At 65.1% G+C, this 20775-nt stretch carries 13 protein-coding genes; 10 read left to right on the plus strand and 3 right to left on the minus strand.

Features of this window, described 5'->3' with window-relative positions:
• The first annotated feature begins 162 nt into the window (after positions 1 to 162).
• From ACZ1II_RS15780 to rpoD, 8 genes are all read left to right on the plus strand, one after another.
• Positions 163 to 1881, plus strand: coding sequence for a thiamine pyrophosphate-binding protein (locus ACZ1II_RS15780; RefSeq protein ID WP_465144588.1), 1719 nt, complete (start codon positions 163 to 165; stop codon positions 1879 to 1881).
• A complete protein-coding gene (locus ACZ1II_RS15785; RefSeq protein ID WP_465144589.1) occupies positions 1878 to 2930 on the plus strand; it encodes a zinc-binding dehydrogenase in 1053 nt (350 codons plus the stop codon). The genes ACZ1II_RS15780 and ACZ1II_RS15785 overlap by 4 nt, the downstream gene beginning before the upstream one ends.
• Before the next feature lie 12 nt (positions 2931 to 2942).
• Positions 2943 to 4370, plus strand: a complete 1428-nt coding sequence (locus ACZ1II_RS15790; RefSeq protein WP_465144590.1) for an aldehyde dehydrogenase family protein — start codon at positions 2943 to 2945, stop codon at positions 4368 to 4370.
• Positions 4371 to 4377: 7 nt separating this feature from the next.
• On the plus strand, positions 4378 to 5865 hold the full coding sequence (locus ACZ1II_RS15795) for a class I adenylate-forming enzyme family protein (protein WP_465144591.1): 1488 nt from the start codon (positions 4378 to 4380) through the stop codon (positions 5863 to 5865).
• Between the two features lie 54 nt (positions 5866 to 5919).
• Complete coding sequence (locus ACZ1II_RS15800) at positions 5920 to 6891, plus strand: quinone oxidoreductase family protein (protein ID WP_465144592.1); 972 nt, start codon at positions 5920 to 5922, stop codon at positions 6889 to 6891.
• 426 nt (positions 6892 to 7317) lie between these two features.
• A complete protein-coding gene (locus tag ACZ1II_RS15805) occupies positions 7318 to 7992 on the plus strand; it encodes a cold-shock protein (RefSeq protein WP_465147313.1) in 675 nt (224 codons plus the stop codon).
• A gap of 141 nt (positions 7993 to 8133) precedes the next feature.
• Positions 8134 to 8505 carry a hypothetical protein gene (locus ACZ1II_RS15810; protein WP_465144593.1) on the plus strand — a complete coding sequence of 124 codons (372 nt, stop codon included), beginning with the start codon at positions 8134 to 8136 and terminating at the stop codon, positions 8503 to 8505.
• Positions 8502 to 10532: an RNA polymerase sigma factor RpoD gene (gene rpoD / locus ACZ1II_RS15815; RefSeq protein ID WP_465144594.1), complete on the plus strand. Its 2031-nt coding sequence runs from the start codon at positions 8502 to 8504 to the stop codon at positions 10530 to 10532. The genes ACZ1II_RS15810 and rpoD overlap by 4 nt, the downstream gene beginning before the upstream one ends.
• 112 nt (positions 10533 to 10644) lie before the next feature.
• Here rpoD and ACZ1II_RS15820 read toward each other — a convergent pair whose 3' ends face one another.
• Positions 10645 to 16116 carry an Ig-like domain-containing protein gene (locus ACZ1II_RS15820; RefSeq protein ID WP_465144595.1) on the minus strand — a complete coding sequence of 1824 codons (5472 nt, stop codon included), beginning with the start codon at positions 16114 to 16116 and terminating at the stop codon, positions 10645 to 10647.
• Positions 16113 to 17747, minus strand: coding sequence for an IPT/TIG domain-containing protein (locus ACZ1II_RS15825; protein WP_465144596.1), 1635 nt, complete (start codon positions 17745 to 17747; stop codon positions 16113 to 16115). Before ACZ1II_RS15825 ends, ACZ1II_RS15820 begins: the two co-directional genes overlap by 4 nt.
• A 477-nt stretch (positions 17748 to 18224) precedes the next feature.
• On the opposite strand from ACZ1II_RS15825, the gene ACZ1II_RS15830 reads away from it, so the two are divergent.
• Positions 18225 to 18860 (plus strand): phage tail protein, encoded by a 636-nt coding sequence (locus tag ACZ1II_RS15830; RefSeq protein WP_465144597.1) that lies wholly within the window; start codon positions 18225 to 18227, stop codon positions 18858 to 18860.
• A 110-nt stretch (positions 18861 to 18970) separates the two neighbouring features.
• On the opposite strand, the gene ACZ1II_RS15835 is transcribed toward ACZ1II_RS15830, so the two are convergent.
• Positions 18971 to 19870: a LysR family transcriptional regulator gene (locus tag ACZ1II_RS15835; RefSeq protein WP_465144598.1), complete on the minus strand. Its 900-nt coding sequence runs from the start codon at positions 19868 to 19870 to the stop codon at positions 18971 to 18973.
• A gap of 145 nt (positions 19871 to 20015) precedes the next feature.
• Here ACZ1II_RS15835 and bdcA point away from each other — a divergent pair, with 145 nt between their 5' ends.
• Entirely contained in the window at positions 20016 to 20729 is a 714-nt protein-coding gene (gene bdcA / locus ACZ1II_RS15840; protein WP_465147314.1) for an SDR family oxidoreductase, read from the plus strand.
• Positions 20730 to 20775 lie beyond the last annotated feature (46 nt).

Raw genomic sequence — 20775 nt, forward strand, 5'->3', positions numbered from 1 at the left:
CGGATATTTCGACCACCCTACAGCCGCGCGCGCGGCGTGGGTAGCCCTTCCCATCTAGGGTCTGTGGCGACACGTCCCAATAACGGGTTTCCGTCAATCCCCACCCCGGCCCTCCCCGGCTAACCTGTCCTTCAATGCGATAAACGGCAAAGGGATGCAGGAATGGCCGAAGGGCAGAAGATCATCACGGACGGCGGCGCGCTGGTCGCAAGCACGCTGCGGGAAGCCGGTGTCACCACGATATTCGCGCTCCACGGCGGCCATCTCGATGCCGCCTTCAAGGGTTTCCTCGACGAAGGGATCGAACTCGTCGATTCCCGCCATGAGGCCTGCTCCGGCCACGCCGCCGAAGGCTGGGCACGCATTACCGGCGAACTTGGCGTGTGCATGATTACCGCCGGTCCCGGTTTCACCAATGCGCTGACCTGCATGGCCAATGCCCGGCTGGACGGCACGCCGGTCCTGTTCATGGCCGGCGCCCCGCCGCTGCGGGAGGAAGCGCTCAACGTCCTGCAAGGCGGCGTCGACCAGGTGGCCATGGCGACCCCGGTCGTGAAGCACGCGATCCGCATCACTGATCCCGACCGCATTCCCGACCTGCTCGCCAATGCCATCACGATTGCCGTGAGCGGCAGGCCGGGGCCGGTCTTCGTGGAACTGCCGATCGACGTCATGGCCCGCCCGGCCCAGCGGCCCGTTCCCCTGCCGCGTCCGGTCCAGCCGATCCCGACCGCCCCGCTTCCCGCCCACGTCGAGGAAATGGTTGCGCTGTTGAAGCAGGCCAAGCGTCCCGTCGCGATCTTCGGCAGCCTCGCCCGCTACCAGTCCACCCCTGCGCAAGTGCAGGGCTTCCTCGACAGGCTGGGCATCCCCGCTGTCTTCAGCAGCCGTTCGCTCGGCCTGCTCGATCCCGGCCACCCCGGCTATGCCCATGACCCGAGCGCGATCGCCGTCGCCATCGCGCAGGAGGAAGCGCCGGACTTGATCCTGATGCTCGGCTCGCGCTTCGGCCTGTTCCTGGGCGGCCGAACGCGCGTCTTCTTTCCCGAAGACGCGAAGATCGTGCAAGTCCATGCCGACGCCGCAGAGTTCGGCCGAATTCATCAGCCCGCGCTTGCCACCACGGCGAGCGTCGGCGCGACCATGGACGCACTGGCGCAGGCGTGGGACGAGGCACCGCAACGCTTCGCCGCATGGCGCGATACGATGCGCAAGGCGGCCTCGATCGTCGGTTCGGAGTTCTCGCCCGAGACACCTTCCGGCAAGATCAACCCATACTTTGCCGCCAAGGCTGCGGTTTCGGGCGCGCCGGAAGGCACCACTTTCGTCCTCGAAGGCGGCGAGGCGGGGCTTTGGGCGGGATACCATGCCCGCGTGGCCCATCCCGGCGGGGTCCTGACGTTCGGCCAGCTTGGCGCGCTCGGCGTCGGTTTCGGGCTTGCGGTCGGGGCGGCTTATGCGCGGCCCGGCAAGCCCGTGGTCCAGATTTCGGGAGACGGCGCCATCGGTTTCCACTTGCAGGAGTTCGAGACGATGGTGCGGCAGAAGCTGCCGATCGTCACCGTCGTGCTCAACAACAGCTGCTGGGGACAGTCATTGCACGGCCAGCAGATTCTCTACGGTGAGAACTATAGTTGTATCTCCGTGCTGGGCGACATCAAGTACCACGAGATCGCCAGGGGCTTCGGCTGCTATGGCGAGCGCGTTGACACTCTGGACGAGATCGGCCCCGCCATCGCCCGCGCCTTCGCCTCTGGCCTGCCGGGCTGCATCGACGTGACGGTCGATGCCGAGGTGGTCCTTCCCATGACCGCCGCGATGCTGGGCGAACCGGCGGACAACGAAGTCATGGTCCCCTATTACGAGAACATCCAGCTGTGAAGGCGGCGGTCCTCCACAAGGGCAGGATGCGCGTGGAAGACATGCCGGAACCCGTCCCCGCTGCGGGACAGGTTCTGGTCGCGCCGCTCGCCTGCGGGGTCTGCGGCAGCGACCTTCACGCCCGCGACCACGGCGATCACCTTTGCAATCTCCTCCACCGTGCCGGGTTCCGCGGTTTCATGGACCCGGACCGGCCGGTGGTGATGGGGCATGAGTTCTGCGCCGCGCTGCTGGAACCGGCGGCAGGGCTTCCGGTCGGCCAGAGGGTGGTGGCGCAGCCCTTTCTCGTCGATGCCGAGGGGCTGGTGCTGATCGGCTATTCGAACCGTTACAACGGCGCGTTCGCGGAACGGATGCTGCTGCAAAGCGACGCTCTGCATGCAGTGCCGGACAATGTGCCCACCGAAGTCGCCGCCATGACCGAGCCGCTCGCCGTCGCGGTCCATGCGGTCAACCAGTCCGGCGCGGACAAGGACTGTGCCTTTGCGGTCTATGGCTGCGGCCCGGTGGGGCTGTTCATCATCGCCCGGCTCAAGGCGCTGGGGCTGGGGCCGGTGCTGGCCATCGATCCCGTACCAGCGCGCCGGAGTATGGCGGAAAGGATGGGGGCGGACGCCGTGATCGCCCCCGATGGCGCGGCCAGCACGGCGTGGTGGCGGGGGCATGATCTTCATATTGGCCTGTCCGATACGATGGCGGCGGCAAATGGTACGCATAAGCGCGCGGTGCTGTTCGAATGCGTGGGCAAACCCGGCATGCTCACCGCCATAGCCGAAGCCGCGCCGGTTGCGGCCACGGTCGTCGTGGCCGGGGTCTGCATGGAAACCGATGCGATCGAACCGGCGTTGCTGATCCAGAAGTCGATCCAGTTGCGCTTCGTCTTCGCCTATTCCCCGCAGGAATTCGCCGAGGCTTTCGCGATGATCTGCGCGCGGCCCGAGGCACTGGCGCCGATGCTGACCGGCGAGACGACGCTCACACAAGTCGACCGGGCCTTCGCCGCGCTGACAGCAGGCGGGGAACAGGTCAAGATGATGGTAAAGGCATAACAGGAGAGAGCCATGCGCGAGGCGCTGACATTCTATATCGACGGCCGCTGGGTCGCCCCTTCGACTTCCGCTGTAATCGACGTGATAAACCCCGCCGATGCGGGCGTTGCAGGTAAAGTCGCGCTTGGCGGAGAGGCCGACGTGAACGCCGCGGTCGCCGCTGCACGGCGCGCCTTCGACAGCTATTCCCGCAGCAGCGTGAAGGAGCGCGCCGAACTGCTGGAGGCGATCATCGCCGTCTACCAGAAGCGGGCCGACGATCTGGCATCTGCCGTGACCGCCGAAATGGGCGCGCCCACCTGGCTTGCCAGCGCGGCGCAAGTGCCCATCGGCATCGGCCATCTCCAGATCGCCCGGCAATTGCTCGACAGTTACAGGTTCAGCGAGCAGACGGGCACCACGCGCCTCGTCAAGGAGCCGGTCGGTGTCTGCGGCTTCATCACGCCGTGGAACTGGCCGCTCAACCAGATCGCCTGCAAGGTCGCCCCGGCGATTGCGGTGGGCTGCACGATGGTTCTGAAACCCTCCGAAGTCGCGCCTTTCTCCGGCCAGATCTTTGCCGAGATCATGGCGGAGGCGGGTGTTCCGGCGGGTGTCTTCAATCTCGTCCACGGCGACGGGCCGGGCGTGGGGGCGGCGCTTTCGGCCCATCCCGATGTCGACATGATGTCCTTCACCGGATCGACCCGCGCCGGCGTGGAAGTCGCCCGCGCCGCTGCCGCCACGGTGAAGCGCGTCCATCAGGAACTCGGCGGCAAGTCCGCGAACATCGTGCTGCCTTCCGCCGATCTGAAGGCGGCGGTTTCCGGCGGGGTCGCGGCGATGATGGTCAATTCCGGGCAGTCCTGCAACGCGCCCTCGCGCATGCTGGTCCAGCACGCGCGCATGGCCGAAGCCAAGGCCATCGCTGCCGAGACGCTGGCCGAGCAGACGGTCGGGCGGCCGGACAGCAATGCCAAGCTGGGCCCGGTGGTCAGCGAAGTGCAGTGGAACAAGATCCAGCGCCTGATCGAGGCGGGCATTGCCGAAGGCGCGTCGCTTGTCGGCGGCGGTCCCGGCAAACCCGAAGAGCTTGGTGACGGCTACTATGTGAAGCCCACCGTATTTGCCGATGTCACCAACGACATGACGATCGCCCGCGAGGAGATTTTCGGCCCGGTGCTCACCATTCTCGGTTACGAAGACGAGGAGCATGCGATCGCCATCGCCAACGATACGCCTTACGGGCTTGCCGCCTATGTGCAGGGAACAGGCCCCGAAGCCGAAGCCGTGGCAGGCCGCCTGCGCGCCGGGCAGGTCTATCTCAATTACCCGGAACTCGATCTGACCGCACCGTTCGGCGGCTACAAGCAATCGGGCAACGGCCGCGAATGGGGCGCCCATGCCTTCGGAGACTTTCTGGAGGTAAAGGCCGTGATGGGCGCGGCGGCACAGGGCTGACGGGCGGATGATGCCTTCGCTGATCGACCTGCTGGCGGCCGCGCTCGCGCTGGATGCGGACGCCCCCGCTGTCTTCTATCGCGGGGAAAGCCGCAGCTTCCGCTGGCTTGACGGCCAGAGCGACGGTTTCGCCGCCGCTCTCGCCGAGGCCGGGATCGCGCCGGGCGAGCGGATGCTGCTCTGCCTCCAGAACGTGCCCGAATTCCTCGTCGCCTTGCTGGGTGCGGCCAAGGCCGGGGTGGTCACCGTGCCGATCAACCCGATGTACCGGGCGGCGGAAGTGGAGCGCGTGGCTGCCGACTGCACGCCTCGCGCGGTGGTCTGCGAAACGAGCCACGCGCAGGATGTGATCGGTGATGCACTGCCGGGAATCCTGCGCTTCACGGTGGGAGACGGAGGGACTTTCCCGCAATCGGCGCACGCCCTGCCCTTCGCTGCTCGGCCGCTCGACCCGTTGATGCTGGTCTATACGTCCGGCACCACCGGCAAGCCCAAGGGTGCGGTAATCAGCCATGCCAATCTGCTGGCAGGCGCGGCGTTCTATCGCACGGCGGCAAGTCTCCAGCCCGGCGAGCCGATCCTTGCCGCTGCGCCGCTGTTCCATGTGACCGGCCTCAGCGGGCATATCGGTGCGGCGCTGGCGGCTCGGGCGCCGTTGATCCTGACTTATCGTTTTCAGGCCGAAGCGGTGCTGGAGGCGATCGAGCGGCACCGGCCGACCTTCACGGTCGCGGCAGTGACGGCGCTTGTCGCGCTGATCGAGGCGCCTGCTTTCACTCCCGAACGGGTCGCCAGCCTGCGGACGGTCTTCTCAGGCGGCGCGCCCGTGGCGCCGGCCCTGCGGGACCGGTTCCGGGAGGCGACAGGCGTAACCCTGCGCAATGTCTACGGCCTGACCGAGACGGTGGCGCCGGTTATCGCCTGCCCGGAAGCGCCCGCGGCGCCCGTCGATCTTGCCAGTGGCGCCCTGTCCACCGGTAAGGCCGTGGCGGGCACCACGGTGCTCATCCTCGACGAACGGGGCCAGCCCTGTGCACCGGGCGAAGCGGGAGAAATCGCGGTCGCCGGTCCCAGTGTCGTGCATGAATATTGGCAGGCACCCGAGGCGACGGGCGAGGCCATGCGCGGCGACGGCTTCCGTACCGGGGACATCGGGGTGATGGACGACCAGGGCTGGATCTACCTCATCGACCGCAAGAAGGACATGATCGTAGCGTCCGGCTTCAAGGTCTGGCCGCGCGAGGTGGAGGATGTCCTCTATGCCCACCCTGCGATCCGCGAAGCCGCCGTGGTCGGCGCACCGGACGCCTATCGCGGCGAGACGGTGAAAGCGGTCATCAGCCTGCGCAAGGGCGCCACGCTGGACGAGCAGGAGCTCATCGCCTTCTGCCGCTCGCATCTGGCCGCCTACAAGGTGCCGCGTATCATCGCCGTGCTGGACGACCTGCCCAAGACGCCGACCGGCAAGATCCTGCGGCGTGAATTGCGCGGCTAGAATCCGGAAAATACCGAAAGATCGATCACGCTCCCGTTGGGACAGGAGGCGAATATGAAAGCGGCGCTGTTGCGTGGCCCCGGCGAGCCCGACCAGTTCGAAATCGGGGAAGTCGCTGATCCGGTTGCCGGTCGCGGCGAAGTGCTCGTGCGCGTCGAGGCAATCAGCATCGAAGGCGGAGACCTGATCGCCCGGCGCACCGCAGGCGCGTTCGAGCCGGGCCATGTCATCGGCTATGCTGCGGCCGGGACGGTCATCGCGCTTGGTCCCGCCGTCAGGGGTTTTTCGGTCGGAGACAGGGTCACCACTTTCGACTTCCAGGGCTCCCATGCGGAACTGAGAGCCGTTCCTGCCGCGCAATGCTGGGCCATCCCGCCGGAATTGGCCGCAGCAGTGGCCGCCACCATTCCTTGCGGCCCCGGCACGGCGGCGCATGCGTTGCGGCTCGGAGGCTTCGAGGACGGAACGGGCAAGACCGTCCTGGTTACGGGCGCGGGCGGAGGGGTCGGCTTGGCAGCCGTCCAACTGGCTGCGCGAGCCGGTGCCCGCGTGATCGGCACCGGCTCGAATCGGGCCACGCTGGAGGCGATTCGCCAACATGGTCTCAGCGATGTCATCGTCACAGCCGATCAATCCGCGAGCGAACAGGTTCTGGACCTGCTCGGCGGGCGCGAGGTCGACCTTCTGATCGACAATGTCGGAGGACAGGCCCTTTCTGATGGACTGAAAACCTTGCGCGACGGTGGCAAGGCCGTCCTCGTCGGCGTATTCGGCGGATGGCATGAGCCACTTGACGCCGGCTTCATCCTCAGGCGGCGCATTTCGGTGATCGGCTGCCTGCTGGGGCCGGTCATAAGCGAGCCTGCGAATTACCGGCTCATCGCGGATTTGTTGAATTTGGCGAAGAATAATCGGATTTACACGCCCATCGATGCCAAGTTTCCCTTCCGCGATGTGGCGCAAGCCCATGCCCGTGCGGAACAAAGAGGCCGTCTCGGGCGTGTGCTCCTGCACTGCGATCCGTAATCCGCAAAACCCGACGACCTGCCGGATTCGCCTGATCGTCCGTTGATGAATCGCAGCGTAAATCTCACGGATGGTCGAAACGATCTATTTGCGCTATGAGCAACCCAAGAGACGAGACAAATCCAGTTTCGGGTGCCGTTTCAGGTACCGATTGGCCCTGCGAAGGGTGAGATTTTGTCAAGTTTGAAGGACTTTTGTCAAATGGCGCGATCAGTGCATCAAGCGTTTGGCATGCGAAGAATTTATCGCCGCAAGGTGCTGCATAGTGTTTAGATGTTTCGGCCTTTGAACACGGTGCCTAAAGCGATAAAATGACATAATCAGGAAGCGGTCGAATTTCTGGATCGATGTTCCTGATACCCTGCGTGCTGCGTTCACGCGCACGGGTTGAATTTCTCCGAGCGCAGTGAAGGTATGCTTTTATTCATGTCATTTGACAGAGGAAATCGCGGTAACGGCCGCGACCGGTTCGGTGGTGGCAATGGCCGCTTCGGTGGGGGTGATGATCGGTTTGGCGGCAACGACAGGTTCGGCGGCGACCGGTTTGGTGGCGACCGATTCGGTGGTGGCGGCCAGCGCGGCGGTTTCGGCGGCCCGCGCGGTGGCGGTGCACCGGCCCAGGTGATCGGCGAAGGCAGCGGTGTGGTGAAGTTCTTCAACCCGGACAAGGGCTTCGGCTTCATCCAGCGCGAAGATGGCGGCGACGATGCGTTCGTGCACATCAGCGCGGTCCACGATGCCGGCCTCACGACCCTTGCCGAAGGGCAGCAGCTTGAATTCCAGCTGGTCGATCGTGGCGGCAAGGTCTCCGCGACCAACCTGTCGATCGTCGGCGAAGTTATCGTTGCAACGCGTCGCGAATCGGCACCGGCACAGCGCCAGTCGACTGGTGAGCGCGCCAACGGCACGGTCAAGTTCTTCAACGCGACCAAGGGCTTCGGCTTCATTACTCGCGAAGACGGTCAGCCCGACGCGTTCGTGCACATCAGTGCCGTCGAGCGTTCCGGTCTTTCCGGCCTGTACGAAGGCGATCAGCTTGAGTTCGAGATCGAAATCGATCGTCGCGGCAAGTCCTCGGCTGTCAATCTGATCCAGCGTTAAAGTGTCAGGCCTTGGCTCGCTTTTTGCGGGTCAAGGCCTCGCTTTCTCGTTGATCGTTCGAGGGAACGAATCTCGATCGATCTCTTTGTAGCGGCGTATTTCCGGCCTTTTCGCATCGGTTGCGATGACCGGATCGGTATCTTGATCGCCTCACAGGCACCGTTAGCGGAAAGCTTTGGCAGACAGGGGCGGAAGCGCGCCGCGCAAAAAAGAAACGAGGTACGCCGCGATGCGTGGCATGCACTTGCAATGCTACCTGCGCGGAGCCGCTCAGCCTCGGTCGACCCGATCTTTGGCGAGTATTTTTTCTTCAACTGCTGGCAGCTTGCTGCCGAGCGCGCCGGGAATGAAATTCGGAAGCCGCTGACATCTGACGGCGGAAGGGCGAAATTCACCCGACGACATGGCTGGTGCTTTGCAGCCATGTCAGGCAATGCATTTTCAGACCCACGTCCTTATCCCGGTGAAGCGATCGCCGTGGAAAGGGTGTATCGGATAGAGGCTAACGAATGAGCAACGACGATCACAGCGCGGAAGACGACGCACCGCTGATCGACAATAACCGAGGTTCGGTCAAGCGACTGATCGCTAAAGCCAAGCGCCTCGGAGTGATATCCGTCAGCGAACTGAACGCTGCGCTGCCTCAAGACCAGATGTCCAACGATCAGATCGAAGACGTCATGGCCGCGATTTCGGAAATGGGCGTCAGGATCGTCGAGAACGAAGACGATGACGACACCGCCGAGAACGAAGCGGACCAGGATTCCGACGAGGATCAGGACGGCGAAGGCGACTTTTCGGAACGCGGCGAAGGTCCCCGTCGGCGCACTGCCGATGCCAAGACTGCGGAAGCACTGGGCCGTAGCGACGATCCGGTGCGTCTGTACCTGCGCGAAATGGGCGCAGCCGAGATGCTCAGCCGCGAGGGTGAAGCAGCCATTTCCAAGCGCATCGAAGCCGGGCGCGACATGATGATCCTGGGCCTGTGCGAAAGCCCGATCACCTTCCACGCGATCATCCAGTGGTCCGAAGCGCTCAACAACGGCGAGATGCAGCTGCGCGAGATTCTCGATCTCGACGCCATGCTCTCCAAGGAGCCCGCGCCCGAAAGCCTCAATGAGGACGGCGAGAGCGACGACGACGGCGAGATCAGCGAGAAGACTGCCGGCCCTTCGTTCAAGGACGAGGACGATTCCGACGAGGACAACTCCGAGGAACTCGACGAGGACGGCAACCCGATCCCCAAGCGCCAGGCCGAGGAAGAGGAAGAGGACAACACCCTCAGCCTCGCCCAGATGGAAGCGGCTCTGAAGCCCGAAGCGCTTGAGAAGTTCATGCTCATCACCGAGCTGTTCCAGGCCTTCGAACGTCTCCAGTCGGAGCGTCTCGACGCGCTGGCGCTCGGCATCGACTTCCCCGCTGCCAAGGAAGACCAGTACCAGCAGCTTCGCGAAGACCTCACCGCGCAAGTCGAATCGGTGAAGTTCCACGCGACGAAGATCGAATATCTCGTCGACAATCTCTACGCCTTCAACCGCCGCCTCACTGCGCTTGGCGGCCAGATGCTGCGCCTGGCGGAGCGTCACAAGGTCAAGCGCGCCGACTTCCTGGAAACCTATGTCGGCCGTGAACTGGACGACACCTGGCTGTCGGAAGTGTCCAAGAAGGACAAGAAGTGGGCAGCCTTCGCCGAGGCCGAAGCCGATCCGGTCGAGCGCATCCGCCTGGAGGTTTCGGACATTGCCGCCGCCACCGGCATGCAGCTCGCCGAGTTCCGCCGCATCGTCAACATGGTCCAGAAGGGCGAGCGCGAGGCGCGCATCGCCAAGAAGGAAATGGTCGAGGCAAACCTGCGTCTGGTGATCTCGCTCGCCAAGAAGTATCTGAACCGCGGTCTGCAGTTCCTCGACCTCATCCAGGAAGGCAATATCGGCCTGATGAAGGCCGTCGACAAGTTCGAGTACCGCCGCGGCTACAAGTTCTCGACGTATGCCACTTGGTGGATCAGGCAGGCGATCACGCGCTCGATCGCGGATCAGGCCCGCACGATCCGCATCCCGGTGCATATGATCGAGACGATCAACAAGCTGGTCCGCACCAGCCGTCAGTTCCTTCACGAGCATGGCCGCGAGCCCACGCCCGAGGAGATGGCCGAGCGCCTGTCGATGCCGCTCGAAAAGGTGAAGCGGGTTCTCAAGATCGCCAAGGAGCCGATCTCCCTCGAAACGCCGATCGGTGATGAGGAAGACAGCAGCCTGGGCGATTTCATCCAGGACGCCAACGCAGTCATCCCGGTCGATGCGGCGATCCAGGCGAACCTCAAGGAAATGATCACCCGCACGCTGTCTTCGTTGACACCGCGTGAAGAGCGCGTGCTGCGCATGCGCTTCGGTATCGGCATGCACACCGACCACACGCTGGAGGAAGTCGGCCAGCAGTTCTCGGTCACGCGCGAACGTATCCGCCAGATCGAGGCAAAGGCCCTGCGCAAGCTCAAGCATCCGAGCCGGTCTCGGATCATGCGCGCGTTTCTGGACTAGGGATATCGGATCGGTCGATGGTGTTTGGGCTACCGCCCAATTTCCGTCGACCGATTCGCGTTTGAGCAAGATCCGGCCGGGCTTTCCATTGGTTGGCCCGGCCGTTTTCGTATCAGAAGTCCTTTGAGACTTTGACGGTGAGTCTTCCGTCGCGTTGGTTGGAGGCGCCGCGCAGGCCGAGTTCCATGTCGAAGACCCAGGCGGAGAGGGTGTAGAGGCCGCCGCCGAGGGCCACCTCGTACTGGTCTCGGGTCCAGCCATCGGTGCGGATGCCGTAGAACGCCTGGCCCGGAATGTCGGCGTAGTCGAGGAACTGGGCGCTCGAGTCCTGGAACTCATGCGACCATTCGAGGCGCACGCGGGGGCGGAAGCTGCCGATCAGCAGGCGCTTGTCGAGTTCGAAGCGTCCGCCCAGCACGCCCGCCAGGGAGTTGGCGTCGCGCTTGTCGAAGCGCAGGTCCATGATCCCGGCGCCGTTCTCCCGGTAGGCATCGAGCGTGCCGCTCAGCCATTCACCGCGGCCATAGAGCGACCAGCGCAAGTTGCCGCTGATGCGGTCGATGCCGGTCGAGGCGGCGCCGAACCACATGGAGCCGTCGCGCGATCCGCGCGTCAGCGCGCCGTCGACGATCCGCCGGGTCTTGAAGCGCAAGTCTCCGTAGCCGATCACGAAGTCCACGAACATGCCCGGGAACGGCGCCGTGCTGCCATAGGCGGCGGCCACGCTGCTGCGGCCATGGAGCCGGGCGGCATTGTCGCCGATCTCGCTGTCGTCGAAGCCCATGCCGCCGCCCAGCCCCACGGTGACGTCGGGCGAGAGCTTGATATCCGCGCCCGCGCTCAGCCCGCTGGTGGCGATGGAGATCTTGTCGCGGTCGTTGGTGCGGTTGCGGGTGCCGAGAGCAAGCTGGCCTCCGGTCCAGACGGCGACCGAACCCACCTGACGTTCCGTGCCGCTGCTCGGCGCCTCGCCCTGCCCGCTATCTTCCGGACCTGCGGCCCCTGCATTCGCAGTGCGGGCATTCATCGGTGCGCGCGGATCGAAGCCGGTCGCATAGTTGCCGGGCCGTCCGCGCATCCGGTCGACCAGTTCGAGTTCGTCGACCGGAGTGCCCATGCCGAAGGCGCCCGATACCGATCGCCGCATGTCGAGAATGCCCAGCGAGACACCCATGCGGGCCTTGCCGGAACCGCCCCCGTTATGCAGCTGCTCGGTGCGCTGCAGGAAGTTGCGGCTCTGGGTCTGGGCGAAGCGCCGGGTCGATTCGACCTGGGCATCGCTCAGCGCACGGATGTTCGGATCGAGCGAGGGATCCGGGCGCGCGGTGACGGTGATCGTCACGGTCGCCGGAGCCGAAGTGCCGAACAGGTTCGACAGGGTGTAAGTGACGAGGATCGTGCCGCCGTAGTGCGGCGCGGGCGTCACTTCCAGCCGGTAGGTATGCGCGCCGGTCGGTCCCTCCTCGACGATCTTCGCGGTGGCCTTGTCGGCAGGCGCGATGCTGACGATCGCGGCGCCGGTGAAGGGTCCTTCGGTGGCCCCCTCGGTCAGTTCGATCGAGACGGGCTGGTTGTCGATCGCCTTGGCGGTCTTGGCCGCCGCGGTCGGCACGGTTCCGGTCACGGTGATGGTGACGGTGGCCGGCGCCGAACGCCCGCCCGGCCCCACCGCGACAAACCCGAAGGTGTCGGTGCCGGAGAACCCGGGATTGGGCGTATAAGTCGCGATCGCATTGCGCGTGCCGCGCAGCGCCACGGTGCCGTGCGTGGAGGTTCCGGCCAGTTCGACGGCGGTATATTCGCCCGCCACCAGCGCGGCGAGGTCGATGTCCACCGACTTCTGCGCCTGGGTGGAGGAGACCACCGATCCCGTACCCGCCTTGGCGGTCGGCGCCGGGGGCACCGCGACGTCGAGGCTGACGCTCGCCGTGCCGGAGGTACCGCCGGGGCCGGTGGCGGTGAAGGTGAAGCTGTCGGCGCCGAAGTAGCCGGTGTTCGGCACGTAAGTCGCGGTATTGCCGGCGATCGTCACGCTGCCATGAGCAGGCGCCGCCGCGACCGCGAGGCCGGTGCTGATGCCGCTTACCGAAGGCGAGAGATCGATCGCGGTGCCGGGGCTGTCATAGGGAACGGCGACGCCGCTCCTGTCGTGCACGGTCGGTGCCGGCGGCGTCGCCACCACCAGGCCGACGGTTGCCGGAGCCGAAGTGCCGCCCGGCCCACTCGCCGTGTACGTGAAGCTGTCGGCGCCGAAGTAGGCGGCGGCGGGGACATACGTGATCGTATTGCCGCTGACGCTGGCGGTGCCGTGGGCGGGCGGCGTGGCAATGGCAAGCGCCGTGTGGACGCCGCTCACCACGCCCGAGAGGTCGATCGCGGTACCGCTGCTGCCATAGGCCACGGCCACACCGTCGCGGTTTGCAGCCACCGGCGGTGCAGGCACCGCCACGCTCAGGGTTACGCTGGCCGGGGCCGAAGTGCCGCCCGGCCCACTCGCCGTGTAGGTGAAGCTGTCAGGGCCGAAGTAGGCGGCGGCGGGGACATACGTGATCGTATCACCGCTGACGCTGGCGGTACCGTGGGCAGGCGGCGTGGCGATGGCGATCGCGGTGTGGACCCCGCTCACCGAGGCAGAGAGGTCGATGGCCTGGCCGCTGCTGCCGTAAGCCACGGCTACGCCGTCGCGGTTTGCAGCCACCGGCGGTGCGGGCACCGCCACGCTCAGGGTTACGCTGGCCGGGGCCGAAGTGCCGCCCGGGCCGCTCGCCGTGTAGGTGAAGCTGTCAGCCCCGAAGTAGCCTACCGCAGGGACATACGTGATCGTATCGCCGCTGACGCTGGCGGTGCCGTGGGCAGGCGGCGTGGCGATGGCGATCGCGGTGTGGACCCCGCTCACCGAGACCGAGAGATCGATGGCCTGGCCGCTGCTGCCATAAGGCACGGCAATCCCGGTCCGGTCGGCGACGATGGGGGCGCCGGGCGTGGCGACGATCAGGTTCACGCTGGCCGGTGCAGAGGTTCCGCCGGGTCCACTTGCGGTATAGGTGAAGCTGTCGGCCCCGAAGTAGCCTACCGCAGGGACATAAGTGATCGTATCGCCGCTGACGCTGGCGGTGCCGTGGGCAGGCGGCGTGGCGATGGCCAGCGCCGTGTGGACGCCGCTCACCGAGGCCGAGAGGTCGATGGCGAGGCCCGCGCTGTCATAGGGGACGACCACGCCGCTGCGGTTCGCGGCCGTCGGCGCCGACGGGGTGGCAACGATCATCGTAACGGTGGCAGGCGCCGAAGTGCCGCCGGGGCCGGTCGCAGTGTAAGTGAAGCTGTCGGCGCCGAAGTAACCCGCGGCCGGGGTATACGTCACCACATCTCCGGCAATGCTGGCCGTGCCATGCGTCGGCGCCGTGGCAATCGCAATGCCCGAATGGACACCCGTAATCGAACCGGCGAGGTCGATGGCGGTGCCGCTGCTGCCATAGGGTACGGCGATCCCGCTGCGGTTCGCAGCGGTCGGCGCGGCCGGAGTGGCGACGACGATCGTGACGGTTCCCGGCGCCGAAGTGCCGCCCGGGCCGGTCGCGGTATAGGTGAAGCTGTCCGGGCCAAAGTACGTGGCGGCAGGAACGTAGGTGATCGTATTGCCGCTGACGCTGGCGGTGCCGTGAGCAGGCGGCGTGGCAATCGCGAGCGCGCTGTGGACTCCGCTGACCGCACCCGACAGGTCGATGGCCTGGCCGCTGCTGCCATAGGCGACGGCAACCCCCGTTCGGTCGGCGACGGTCGGCGTGCCGGGCGTGGCAACCGTCAGGGTGACGGTTCCCGGCGCCGAAGTACCGCCCGGGCCGGTCGCGGTATAGGTGAAGCTGTCCGGGCCGAAATACGTGGCGGCAGGAACGTAGGTGATCGTATCGCCGCTGACGCTGGCGGTGCCATGCGCGGGCGGCGTGGCCACGGCGAGCGCGGTGTGGACGCCGCTCACCGCGCCCGAGAGGTCGATGGCCTGGCCGCTGCTGCCATAGGCGACGGCAACCCCCGTCCGGTCGGCGACGGTCGGCGTGCCGGGCGTGGCAACGGTCAGGCTCACGGTTCCCGGCACCGAAGTGCCGCCGGGGCCAGTCGCGGTATAGGTGAAGCTGTCGGCGCCGAAATAGCCCGCGATCGGGGTATAAGTGACGACGCTGCCGGCCACGCTCACGGTGCCGTGCGTCGGCGCGGTGGCGATCGCCATGCTCGAATAGGTGCCGGTGATCGCCCCGGAGAGGTCGATCGCGGTGCCCGTGCTGCCGTAAGCCACGGCAAGGCCCGACCGGTCGGCAGCGACCGGGGCGGCCGGGGTGGCGACCGTCAGGCTGACGGTGGCGACGTTCGAGATGCCGCCGGGGCCGCTGGCGGTGTAGGTGAAGCTGTCGGGGCCGAAATAGCCGCTCGTCGGCGTATAGGTCACCACATCCCCGGCAACGGTGAGCGTGCCGTGCGACGCGGTCGAGGCGATGGCGATGGTGCTATGCGGGCCTCCGCTGATCGAAGCAGAGAGGTCGATTGCGGTCCCGGTGTTGTAGGCGACCGTCACTCCCGGCTTGTCTGCCGCGATGGGCCGGTCGATGAACGTGAAGCTTGCGCCGGTCGGGCTGGTCTGGCCGTTGACGGAAACCGTCACGATGACATTGCCCGAGCCGGTGGCGGGTGCGGTGACGGTGAGTGAGGTGGCGCTGGCACCGGTCACGTTACCTGCGGCCGATCCGAACTGGACGATATTGTTGCCGGGCGTGCTGCTGAAGCCGGTACCGGACAAGGTCACCACCTGGCTGGGCGGTCCGCTGCTCGGTGAGATCGCGGTGACCGTGGGGGTCACGGCGATGGCTGCCGAGACCGCACCGGGGGACGAGGGATAGCCTGCCGGGGTGAAACTGGCGACGCTGAAGCTGGCCAGCCCGGCACCCGAGGCCTGGTAGGGCACGGTCACGGTGCATACGCCTGTAGGGATCTGGATATTGATGAAGTCGAGCTGGGTGCCGCTCGGCGCCGAGGTGTTTCCTGCGGAAATGCCGCAGCTGCCGCCCACACCCGGAAGGCGCGTGAACACGCTGCCGTTGGAATGGAGCGAGGTGGTGAAACCGGGCGTCGTTCCGGCATTGGGATTGATGAAGGTGACGGTGAGCTGGCCGCTGGTTCCCACCGTGGCGGGCGAAGGCGCATAGCTGAGTGCGACACTCACTGCACCGGCAGGGGCGATGGTGAAAGTCTGCTGGGCCTGCGCGGCGGCGTTCCAGTTGGCGTCGCCCGCCTGGTTGGCATTGATCCGGCAGGTACCGGGGCCGGCGAACGTGAGCGTGGTTCCGGCAAGAGCGCAGCCGGTGCTGCCCGCGTCCAGCGAATAGGTCACGCCCAGGCCGGAGGTGGCGCTCGCCGCGACCGTATAGCTGCCGCCGACTGCCGCCGAGGACGGCGCGCTCGACGTGAAGCTGATCGACTGGCTGCCCTTCGCGATCGCGACGGTGACGATCGGGCCAAGAGCCGTGATCGGCTGACTGTCGCTGGCGGAGATCTGGTAACTGAAGCTGCCAGCTACCGTTGGCGTGCCGGTCACGATGCCGGTTGCCGTATTGAGCGAAGTACCCGGCGGCAGCGCACCCGCATTGAGCGCATAGGCGTAAGGCGCGATGCCGCCGGAAGCCGCGTTGTCTGGCTGAACGTGCCGCCCACGATCAGGCCGGTCGCCGCAGCCGAAGTGAGGGCGAGCGGAGCCGGGGTGACGGTAAAGCTGCGGGTCACGCTGGGGGCGGCGCTGTAGCTGCCGTTACCCACCTGATCGGCTTGGACCGAGCAGGTTCCCGGCTGCAGCAAAGTGAGCGTCGTACCGGACACGGTGCAGACCGGCGTGGTCTGCGAGGTGAAGCTGACGGCAAGGCCTGAGCTGGCGGTGGCCGAAAGGGACAGCGGCGAGGCCGCGATCGAAACGTTGGGCAAGGCGCCGAAAGTGATCGTCTGGGTGCCTTGCGCCACGATCAGGCTGACCGTCGCCGGGGCGGAGGTGCCGCCCACACCGGTAGCGGTATAAGTGAAGCTGTCGGGTCCGGCATAGCCAGTGGTGGGTGTATAAGTGACGACATCGCCCGCAATGGCGACGGTGCCGTTGGCCGGTCCGCTTGGAATGGCGATGCTCGTATGGCTGCCGGTAATGGACCCGGTCAGCGTGATCGGGGTGCCGGCACCGAAAGCAACCGTCCCCGCATCGAGGTTGGCGGCGACCGGTGCGGCCACGTAAGTATACTGGTCCGATGCCGAAGTTGCGCTGGTTCCCGCCACTGTCGTGACCCGCACGTCCACGATGCCGCTACCGGCCGGAGCGACCGCGATGACCTGGGTGGCACTGCCTCCCACGAACGAGCTCGAGGGAATCCCGCCGAACGTGACGCCGGTGGGATTGGAGAGGTTGGTGCCGGTGATCGTCACCGTCGTGCCGCCGCCGACCGGACCTGAGTTCGGTGAAATGCCGGTGACGGTAGGCGCCTGGATCACGGTGGTCGAATCGCTGGCCGAAGCGGAAGCACTCGCCCCTCCCCCGGACAAGGTCACCGAAGGCACGAGCGGCGTGCCCGCATTGGCGGCAAACGTTGCGATCAGGTTGATGACGGGGCCCGTGCCGGGGCCGAAACTGCCGGTCCGCGTGCACGAACCGGTCTGGCCCGCCGCCGAGCAGGTCCAGCCCGTGCCGATCAGGCTCGAAATGCTCATGCCCACCGGAAGGTTCAGCGTGGCCGTCAACGGCGCCGAAGTGGTCGCCTCCCCCAACGTGCTCGGCGTGATCGTGTAGCTCATCAAGCCGCCCTGAGCCGCGTTGCCCGCGTGGCTCATCGTGACGCCGAGGACGGGGCCGGATGCGCAAGTCAGGCTGATCGACACGCTGCTGTTCCGCGCCGCAACGTTGGTCTGACTGTCGAAATTCGTATCCATGACGGTGACTTGGAAATAATCGCCGGGGCCCGTGCCGGTCAGGGTGAAGTGGCCCGATCCGGAAGATGCCGTGGAATCGATGATTGCGTCGGGGCCATAGGCATTGCCTCCGCTCTGGGTCCAGAGAACGGAAACGTAGGCGCCTTTCGTGTTGCCGGACCAGGAATAGGTAATGGTTTCGCCATCGTTTACAGGTTGGGCGGCAAGGTCCGTAAACCTTTCCGTACCATTCCCGTCACTATCGATGGTGAATACGCCGCTCATTCCGCTGATTGCGTTGCAACCTGCCGAGGCGGCCCAGGCCCCCGTCGGGAGCAGGACGAGTAACAGCGTCAAAACCCAGCGCAGGATCGCTTGTATGCCGCCATAAAACGCGGAGCAGCGCATCGACAGCAAGCATCCGCGGTTGCGTGAACGAGGAAACTCGGTCCCGAGCTCCTGCATATCATTTCCCCCCAACGCCACGAAGCGTCCGGAGTGCCAAGCCCATAAGGCGCTCCGATACTGCGCACAAAAACACTCCCATCTGGGAATGTAAATTCCGCTCTCTGAAGATTTGAAGTCGATACGATTGTTAATCGGTTAATTTTACGATCGATCTGATTTCAATTTATGCAGGAATTAAAATTTTTAAACCGAACTTGTGTAAATGTTGGCAATGATATCGGGTTGCGGCAGTTCGTATTTAGAATTTTCAGGGACTGCGCGTCCTGGATTCGATTTTTATTCAGGGAGGGTGCGATGAGCGAACCGTTCGTTGGGCAGATAATGCAGGTCGGCTTCAATTTTGCTCCTACGGGTTGGGCATCCTGCAATGGGCAAATCATGGGAATCGCCCAGAACACGGCGCTTTTTTCCCTGCTAGGAACCACATTCGGCGGGAACGGGGTTTCGACGTTCAGCCTGCCGAACGCAGCTGGAAGGTCCTTTCTCGGGCTGGGACAAAGCACCGCAAGCGGGCAGACTTACGTCTGGGGGCAGGTCGCCGGGACCGAAACGGAAACACTGACGATTGCCAATATGCCTGCCCATAACCATGCGGCGAGCTTTATGGGTACCCCGGGCAATACGACGGCAAGCGGCTCGATCCAGGCGGTCACCGGCACCACCAACCAGACGAATAGCCCGGCGGAGGGATCGCTGCTGGCCAACGCTGCGAATGCCGGCCCCAATCAGGTGAAGGTCTATGCTCCGGCAGGAACCACCGGACCCGTCGTCAACCTCGGCGGCGTCGCGATAACCGGCGGCAGCTTCACACCGCAGGGTTCCGTTGCTGTGGGCGTCAGCGGCAGCAATATCCCATTCTCGATCATGAACCCCTATCTCGCGGTACAGACCAACATTGCGCTCTATGGGGTTTTCCCGCCCCGATCCTGAACTTTCATTCGATCCACATAGCACGGCATCGATCCATCAGGGTCGATGTCGTGCTATGCCGGGGGCGTGACGCCTGCCGATCGGCGGGCACGCACTGGAGCCAGGACCTGTCAGGGTATCTCCCAATAAGGCGGATCGCCAAAGCTGCGTCTCAGACTGTCGCCAAGTGCCCGGATCTTTGCGGAAGCGCCATGATCGCGCGGATAACTCAGGAACAGTTCGGCGCCTTCTGCGGGCCATCCGATATCGACGGCCGTTAGCAGGCCCTTCCTGATTTCTTCGTGGATGAAGAAGGTCGGCAGCAGGGCCAGTCCGAGGCCGGCCAGGGCCGCGTCGCGCATGACGAGGCCGTTGTTGACCCTCAGTGCCGTTCTCGGTCGGATCACCGACCATCCCGAGCCGATGTCGAAGCGCCAGTCCCCTGACCTGTTCGCATAGAGGATACCGCGATGACGCTCCAGATCCGACAGCGAAGCGGGCATTCCGTGGGCGGCCAGGTAGGCGGGCGACGCCACCAACAGGCGGCGGCTCGTTGCAAGCCGGCGAGCGATCAGACGTCCATCCCCGAGCGCGCCGTGCCTGAGAACGACATCGAAGCCGCCCGTGGCGGCATCGACGAAACTGTCATCGAGTTCGAGCGACATCTCGATCTCCGGATTCTCTTGAAGAAATCGGGAAATCGCCGGTCCGAGATGGAGCGTGCCAAAGCCGACCGGAGCGGAAATACGCAGCGGCCCGGCGAGCTTGCCGCTGTTGGCCTCCAGTTCGGCGGAGGCCTCCTCGATCTCGCGCAGAATGCGCCGCGCACGCGGCAGGAAAGCCTGACCGGCCACAGTCAGCGCAAGTCGCCGCGTGGAGCGCTGAAGCAATGTCGTTCCGAGCACCCTCTCCATCTCGGCAAGCCTTTCGCTTACCACGGATTTTGCATGACCGAGCCTTCTTGATGCTGCGCTGATCGACCCCTCGTCAACGGCGGCGACAAACGCGGCAATACCGTCGAGTTTCATCATCGTTCGGATATTCCGTCATCAAAGTCCGGAATTGGACGTCTAGTGCGAACAATGAATGATCGGCATCTTCAAGTCCAGACAGCGAGGACGATCCGGCGTTTCAGGGATCTTTCGGCGCTGGCAATCGAACCAGAGGAGACAGATTATGAATGACTTTACCGGAAAGAATGTCCTCGTGCTCGGCGGCAGCCGGGGGATCGGGGCCGCGATCGTCCGCCGTTTCAGCGCGGCAGGCGCTTCCGTCACCTTCACCTATGCCGGATCGCAGGACTCCGCGAACGGGCTTGCCGCGGAAACCGGGGCAAAGGCGATCCAGGCGAACAGCGCCGATCGTGATGCACTCATCTCCACGGTCGCAAGCCGAGGTGCTCTGGACGTCATCGTCATCAATGCCGGCACCCTGGTGCTGGGCGATCCCTTGACTCTCGATGCAGACGACATCGACCGCATGATCGACGTCAATGTGCGTGCGCCTTATCACGCATCGGTGGAAGCCGCACGGCGAATGAACGACAACGGCCGTATCGTCATCATCGGATCGGTCAATGGAGACAGGATGCCGTTTGCGGGCGGCGCGGCTTATGCGATGACGAAATCGGCGGTGCAGGGCATGGTGCGCGGATTGGCGCGCGACTTTGGCGATCGCGGCATCACGGTCAACAGCATTCAGCCGGGACCGACGGACAGCGACATGAACCCGGCCGATGGACCGATGGCTTCGACGATGCACGGGTTCATGGCTATCAAGCGGCATGCCGCCCCGTCCGAGATTGCAGAGCTTGCCGCCTATATCGCCGGTCCTCACGGCGCCATGATCACCGGATCATTGCAGACGATCGACGGCGGCTTCGGCGCCTAGGCAAAGGCTGAAGCGCGAAGGAATGCGGCCGATGCATCAAGCCGAT

It is taken from the genome of Novosphingobium sp. BL-S-20 (genome assembly GCF_055521635.1).

Excerpts from the sequence above, each read along its gene's own strand:
- ACZ1II_RS15780 (WP_465144588.1), top strand. The coding sequence starts at position 163 with ATGGCCGAAGGGCAGAAGATCATCACGGACGGCGGCGCGCTGGTCGCA.
- ACZ1II_RS15830 (WP_465144597.1), top strand. The coding sequence starts at position 18,225 with ATGAGCGAACCGTTCGTTGGGCAGATAATGCAGGTCGGCTTCAATTTT.
- ACZ1II_RS15800 (WP_465144592.1), top strand. The coding sequence starts at position 5,920 with ATGAAAGCGGCGCTGTTGCGTGGCCCCGGCGAGCCCGACCAGTTCGAA.
- ACZ1II_RS15790 (WP_465144590.1), top strand. The coding sequence starts at position 2,943 with ATGCGCGAGGCGCTGACATTCTATATCGACGGCCGCTGGGTCGCCCCT.
- ACZ1II_RS15795 (WP_465144591.1), top strand. The coding sequence starts at position 4,378 with ATGATGCCTTCGCTGATCGACCTGCTGGCGGCCGCGCTCGCGCTGGAT.
- ACZ1II_RS15825 (WP_465144596.1), bottom strand. The coding sequence starts at position 17,747 with ATGAGCGGCGTATTCACCATCGATAGTGACGGGAATGGTACGGAAAGG.
- ACZ1II_RS15805 (WP_465147313.1), top strand. The coding sequence starts at position 7,318 with ATGTCATTTGACAGAGGAAATCGCGGTAACGGCCGCGACCGGTTCGGT.
- rpoD (WP_465144594.1), top strand. The coding sequence starts at position 8,502 with ATGAGCAACGACGATCACAGCGCGGAAGACGACGCACCGCTGATCGAC.
- ACZ1II_RS15835 (WP_465144598.1), bottom strand. The coding sequence starts at position 19,870 with ATGATGAAACTCGACGGTATTGCCGCGTTTGTCGCCGCCGTTGACGAG.
- bdcA (WP_465147314.1), top strand. The coding sequence starts at position 20,016 with ATGAATGACTTTACCGGAAAGAATGTCCTCGTGCTCGGCGGCAGCCGG.